Source organism: Kitasatospora sp. NPDC056651 (genome assembly GCF_042792155.1).
Classification (GTDB): Bacteria; Actinomycetota; Actinomycetes; order Streptomycetales; family Streptomycetaceae; genus Kitasatospora.
Genome location: NZ_JBHTWX010000205.1, coordinates 1 through 5,588 on the forward strand (window position 1 = coordinate 1; position 5,588 = coordinate 5,588).

Sequence of the window (5,588 nt, forward strand, 5' to 3'; positions counted from 1 at the left end):
GGCTTCGGCGTGGTCGAGGAGCTCGCGGACGCGCTGGGCGGTGCGGTCGGTGCCTCGCGCGCCGCCGTGGACGCCGGCTGGTACCCGCACAGCAGTCAGGTCGGCCAGACCGGCAAGCAGGTCTCCCCGCAGCTCTACGTCGCGGCGGGCATCTCGGGCGCCATCCAGCACCGGGCCGGCATGCAGACCTCGAAGACCATCGTGGCCGTGAACAAGGACCCCGAGGCCCCGATCTTCGAGCTGGTCGACTACGGCGTGGTCGGCGACCTCTTCCAGGTGCTGCCGCAGCTCACCGCCGAGGTGAAGGCCCGCAAGGCCTGATCCCCGCGGAAGCTTCGGAGGGCGTGGCGCCGAGTGGTACTCGGTGCCGCGCCCTCCGGCGTTCTCCGACGGCGCCTGGGGTGCCTGGCCGTGCCCGGTCCCGGTCCGGCGTCCCCGGAACGGGGTGGGCGGGGCGGCGGCCCGTAGAGTCTGCGCGGGCGCGTGACCCGGAGCCGGGCGCGCGCGGTGAGCGCGCGGCGCACGGGCGCGGCGCGGTGGCTTGGGACGAGGCGAGGACGGTGGCATGGCACTGCTGACGGCACTTCAGGGCGGTTTCGGCGACGCGGCGGACGCGCTGCGGATCGACGGTCGGACGCTCTCCCGGGAGGAACTGCTGGGCGCGGCGACCGCCGTCGCCGACCGGGTGGCCGGTGCCCCGGCGCTCGCGGTGCTCGCCCGGCCCACCGTCGAGACCGTCACCGCCGTGGTCGGCGGCCTGCTGGCGGGCGTCCCGGTGGTGCCGCTGCCGCCGGACTCGGGCCCCAAGGAGCGCGAGCACATCCTGCGGGACTCGGGTGCGGCCCTGCTCGCGCACGCCGCCGGGGAGGCACTGCCGGAAGGCACCTCGGTGGCGGGGCTGCCCGTCGACCCCGGGCAGCGTTCCACCACCACGTACGCCGAGCCGGCCGCCGAGTCGACCGGCTTCGTGCTCTACACCTCGGGCACCACCGGCGCGCCCAAGGGCGCGGTGATCCGGCGCGAGGCGGTCGCCGCCGACCTGGACGCCCTCGCCGCCGCCTGGCGGTGGACCGCCGAGGACACCCTCGTGCACGGCCTGCCGCTGTTCCACGTGCACGGGCTGTTGCTCGGCGTGCTCGGCGCCCTGCGCACCGGCAGCGCGCTGGTGCACACCGGGCGGCCCACCCCGGCGGGCTACGCGGCGGCGGGCGGCAGCCTGTACTTCGGCGTGCCCACCGTCTGGTCCCGGCTGGCGGCGGACCCGGAGGCCGCCGCCCGCCTGGCCCCGGCGCGGCTGCTGGTCTCCGGCAGCGCGCCGCTGCCCGTCCCGGTGTTCGAGAAGATGACGGCGCTCACCGGGCACGCCCCGATCGAGCGCTACGGGATGACCGAGTCACTGATCACCGTCAGCACCCGGGCGGACGGCGAGCGGCGGCCCGGCAGCGTCGGGCTGCCGCTGGACGGGGTCCGCACCCGGCTGGTCGGTGAGGACGGCGCGCCGGTGCCGCACGACGGGGAGAGCGTCGGCGAGCTCCAGGTGGCCGGCCCGACGCTGTTCAGCGGCTACCTCAACCGGCCGGACGCGGACGCCGAGGCCTGGTCGGCGGACGGCTGGTTCCGCACCGGGGACGTCGCGGTGATCGGCACGGACGGGTTCCACCGGATCGTCGGCCGTGCCTCGGTGGACCTGATCAAGAGCGGCGGCTACCGGATCGGCGCGGGCGAGGTGGAGGCCGCACTGCGGGACCACCCGGCGGTCGCCGACGCGGCGGTGGTCGGCGTGCCGGACGATGACCTCGGACAGGCGATCGTCGCGTACGTGATCGCGGACGGCGCCGTGACGGGGGACCAGCTGACGGCCTTCGTGGCGGAGCGGCTCTCGGTGCACAAGCGGCCGCGCCGGGTCGTCCTGGTGCCCGAACTGCCCAGGAACGCCTTGGGGAAGGTGCTGAAGAAGCAGCTGCTGGCGGAGGCCGGCGGCCGGTGACGGAAGGGGCGGCCGGACGCCGTCGGCGATGACGGACGTTCACCCTGATGCGCCGTTGGTGCTCACGACCCGTGACCCTTCCATTGGCGCACTCCACTGCGCACTGTGAGCGGACGCGTGCCTAACGTGACACGCAGGCAGAACCGAATCGCTGGGCGAACGCGCCGCGGCTCCCGGTCGCAGGACCGGAAGCCGCGGCGTGCCGGGCGGCGGCTCCGCCGGACAGCACGGCCAGTCGTGGCCGGTCACAGCAACTCGCAGCAGTGAAGGAAGTCAGCACGATGACCACCGTCAACACCGGCGCGCCGGCCGTCGCCGGCGAACCGACCGGGCAGCAGGACGCTGCCACCGCTCCTGCCCCCCGTCCGTCCCGCACCGCGCGGCTCCGTCGGGGGATAGCCATGGTGGCCGTGATCGCGACCGGGGCGGGCGTGATCGGCCTCGGTACCGGCGTCGGCCCCGCGGCCGCGGAGGCCGCTCCGGCGCACGCCGGATGGGACGGCTCGCGGTACTGGTTCAAGAACAGCCAGGGGGAGTGGCGCTGGACCTCGCACTACAGCGTGTACGCGGCGCGCACCGGGGGTGGATCCCCGTCCGCCGCCAAGTCCTCGGCCGGATCCTCCGGCGGGATCAAGCAGGGCTGGGACGGCGAGCGTTACTGGTTCCGCAACAGCAAGGGCGAGTGGCGCTGGACCTCGCACTACGACATCTACCTGGACCGCACCGGGGGCGGCTCCGATTCGGACGACGAGCGCCCGGCCTACTTCAACGACTCGGTCGCGGAGGACCGCGACGTCGAGACCGCCGTGCAGTTCGCGCTCTCCCAGCTGGGCGTGCCGTTCCGCCGGGCCGGCAACGGGCCGGACGGCTATGACTGCTCGGGCCTGGTGCAGCAGTCCTTCCGACGCGGCGGCATCGACCTGCCGCGCGTCGCCAACGACCAGTACGCGGCGACCACGCCGATCGGCGCGAGTCAGCTGCGCCGCGGTGACCTGCTGTTCTGGTCGCCGGACGGGACGCCCAGGGGCATCCAGCACGTGGCGATCTACCTGGGTGACAACGACTACGTCGAGGCCGCGCGGCCCGGGACCAACATCCGGGTCTCGGAGATCAGCAGCGGCTACTACCCGGCCTACATGGGGCGGCCGTAGCGGCCGGTCGGTCCGCCCGTCAGGGGCGCCGGTCCGTCCGGTGCCCCCGACGGGCGCTTCCGTGCGCGGGGCGTGCACCACGGGGCGCGGGATCGCCCAGTCGGGGGAGTGAGGGGCGCGAGGGGCGTACGAGCGGGGCGTGCGGGAGAAGTCGACCCACCTGGCGTCCTGTGCCCGAGCAGTGGCCAAGGGGTGCAATTTTCCGGTAGACCGGCTGGCGTTTCCTCACTCCCGGGTGTCTGACCTGGGCACATGCCGCCGGCACGGGGCGGGTCGGGGCACGTGGGCGGGCGCGACCGGGAGGCATGGGGAGCGGCGTGGTGCGGGTACCACCACGGGTGGCGCTGGTTCGGCTGACGGGGGCGCCGCCCGGTGCGAACCGCATCGGGGGAAGTCGAGGGCAGGGGACGTTGTGATCGTCTGGGTCAATGGCACATTCGGGGCGGGCAAGACGAGCGCCTGCCGCGAGCTGGTGGAACTGCTGCCCGGGAGCGTGCTCTTCGATCCCGAGCTGGTGGGCTTCGGCCTGCGCCGACTGCTCCCGGCCGACCGGCTGGCGACGGTCTCCGACTTCCAGGACCTGGCCGCCTGGCGCCGGCTCGTCCCCGAGACGGCGGCGGCGTTGCTCGCCGAGGTCGGGGGGCCGCTCGTGGTCCCGATGACCCTGCTCAGGGAGGACTACCGGGACGAGATCTTCGGCGACCTGGCCTCGCACGGGATCGCGGTGCACCACTTCGCACTGGACCCTGAAGAAACGATCCTGCGTGACCGTATAGCCCACCGCGAGGAGTGTCCCGGCGATCCGGAGGCCAGCGAGCGGGTACGCGCCTGGTGCTTCGAACACCTGCCCGCCTATCGCGCCGCCCGCCGCTGGCTGGTCGGGGACGCCCGGATGATCGACACCGGCACGCTCTCCCCCCGGGAGACCGCGCTCCGGATCGCCGAGCTGGTCCGGGTCGGTGCCGCCCGCTGCCCCATCGTCCAGACCCCGGACCCGACCGGGGACACCGTGGCCTCCGCCGTCCTGCTCTTCGACGAGCAGGACCGGGTGCTGCTCGTCGACCCCGTCTACAAGCCGGACTGGGACTTCCCCGGCGGCGTGGTCGAGCGCGGCGAGGCCCCCACCGACGCGGCCCTGCGCGAGACCGCGGAGGAGCTGGGCCTGCGCCTGGACTCCTCCGCGCTGCGCCTGCTCGCCGTCGACTGGGAGCCGCGCACGGGCCCTCGCCGTGGCGGACTGCGGCTGATGTACGACGGCGGGCTGCTGGACGCGGCCGGCAGGCAGAGCCTCCTGCTCCAGCAGGAGGAGCTGCGCGGTTGGCGCTTCGTCACTCTGGACGAGGCGGGCGAGCTGCTGCCGCCCGGGCGCTACCGGCGGCTGGCGGCCGCGCTGGACGCGCGGCGGAGCGGTGAGCTGCGGTACCTGGAGGCGGGGAGCCGGGTGGCCGCGGGGCTGGCAAGGACGGCGGACGCGGCGTAGGGGGCGTAGGGGGCGCGGGCCGGGCCAGGTCTGGCGGGACCGGGCCAGGTCCGGCGGGGCTGGGCGGAGGTTCCCGGGCGCGCCGGGCGGGGCTGCTTCCGGGCGCGCCTCCCGGTTCGCGAGGCGGCGGGCGCGGGCGGGAGGATGGGGGCATGCCGTTCACACTGAGCCATCCCGCCGCCGTCCTGCCCCTGCTGCGTGCCGCCGGGGCGCGCGGGCCGCTGGTGGCGTCGGCGCTGGTCGCCGGGTCGATGGCGCCGGACGTGCCGTTCTTCGCGGAGTCCCTGGTGCCCGGGGTGTACGGCCACGGCGGGCTGACGCACCGCTGGTGGGCGGTGCCGACGCTGGACGTGGCGATCGCCGGAGCGCTGGTGGCCGGCTGGCACGGTCTGCTGCGCGGGCCGGTGGTGGCGCTGCTGCCCGAACGCTGGGCGGGGGCTGCGGAGGCGCTGACGGTCCGTCGTGCGGGTGCGGGCGGGGGTGCGGGCGGGGGCGCGGGCGCCGGAGACGTCGGGGATGCGGGTGTGGTGGTCGGCGGGGGCGGTGGCGCGGTGTGGTTCGCGGCCTCGGCGGCGATCGGCGCGGCCACGCATGTCGGCTGGGACGCGTTCACCCACGGGGACCGGCTGGGTGTGCGGCTGCTGCCCGTACTGGACCGGCCGGTGGCCGGTGTCCCGCTGTACGAGGCGTTGCAGTACGGCAGTTCGGCGCTCGCTCTGGCGGCGCTGGGTGGTTGGGCGGCGCGCGCGGTGCGGGCCGCCGAGCCGGTGCGGCCGGCCGTGCGGCTCGCGCCGAGGGCCCGGCGGGCGGCCGTCGCGGTGCTGGGGGCGGCGACGGCCGCCGGGGTGCTGCACCGGCTCAGCCCGTTGCGGCGGAACCTGGTGCCGGAGGTGTGTTTCGGCGCCGGGGCCGGGCTCGCGGTGGGCGTGGTCGGCTACGCGGCCGTGGTGGCGGCCCCCCGCCCGCGGCG

Annotated in this window: 5 protein-coding genes; all 5 read left to right on the forward strand. The window is 75.7% G+C overall.

Going from position 1 to position 5,588, the window contains the following annotated elements:
* Positions 1-321 (forward strand): electron transfer flavoprotein subunit alpha/FixB family protein (locus tag ACFRAR_RS38140; protein ID WP_380704949.1); only part of this gene is annotated, 321 nt, incomplete at its 5' end.
* A gap of 244 nt (positions 322-565) precedes the next feature.
* The gene (locus ACFRAR_RS38145; RefSeq protein ID WP_380704951.1) at positions 566-1,987 is read left to right on the forward strand and encodes an AMP-binding protein; all 1,422 of its coding nucleotides are present in this window, start codon (positions 566-568) and stop codon (positions 1,985-1,987) included.
* A 281-nt stretch (positions 1,988-2,268) separates the two neighbouring features.
* On the forward strand, positions 2,269-3,138 hold the full coding sequence (locus ACFRAR_RS38150) for a C40 family peptidase (protein WP_380704953.1): 870 nt from the start codon (positions 2,269-2,271) through the stop codon (positions 3,136-3,138).
* A gap of 412 nt (positions 3,139-3,550) precedes the next feature.
* Positions 3,551-4,618, forward strand: a complete 1,068-nt coding sequence (locus tag ACFRAR_RS38155) for an NUDIX domain-containing protein (protein WP_380704955.1) — start codon at positions 3,551-3,553, stop codon at positions 4,616-4,618.
* Positions 4,619-4,770: 152 nt separating this feature from the next.
* The coding region (locus ACFRAR_RS38160; protein WP_380704957.1) for a DUF4184 family protein at positions 4,771-5,588 on the forward strand (818 nt) is incomplete at its 3' end.

Bases quoted from the DNA above. Each gene is read 5' to 3' on its own strand.
- ACFRAR_RS38145 (WP_380704951.1), top strand. From the start codon at position 566: ATGGCACTGCTGACGGCACTTCAGGGCGGTTTCGGCGACGCGGCGGAC.
- ACFRAR_RS38150 (WP_380704953.1), top strand. From the start codon at position 2,269: ATGACCACCGTCAACACCGGCGCGCCGGCCGTCGCCGGCGAACCGACC.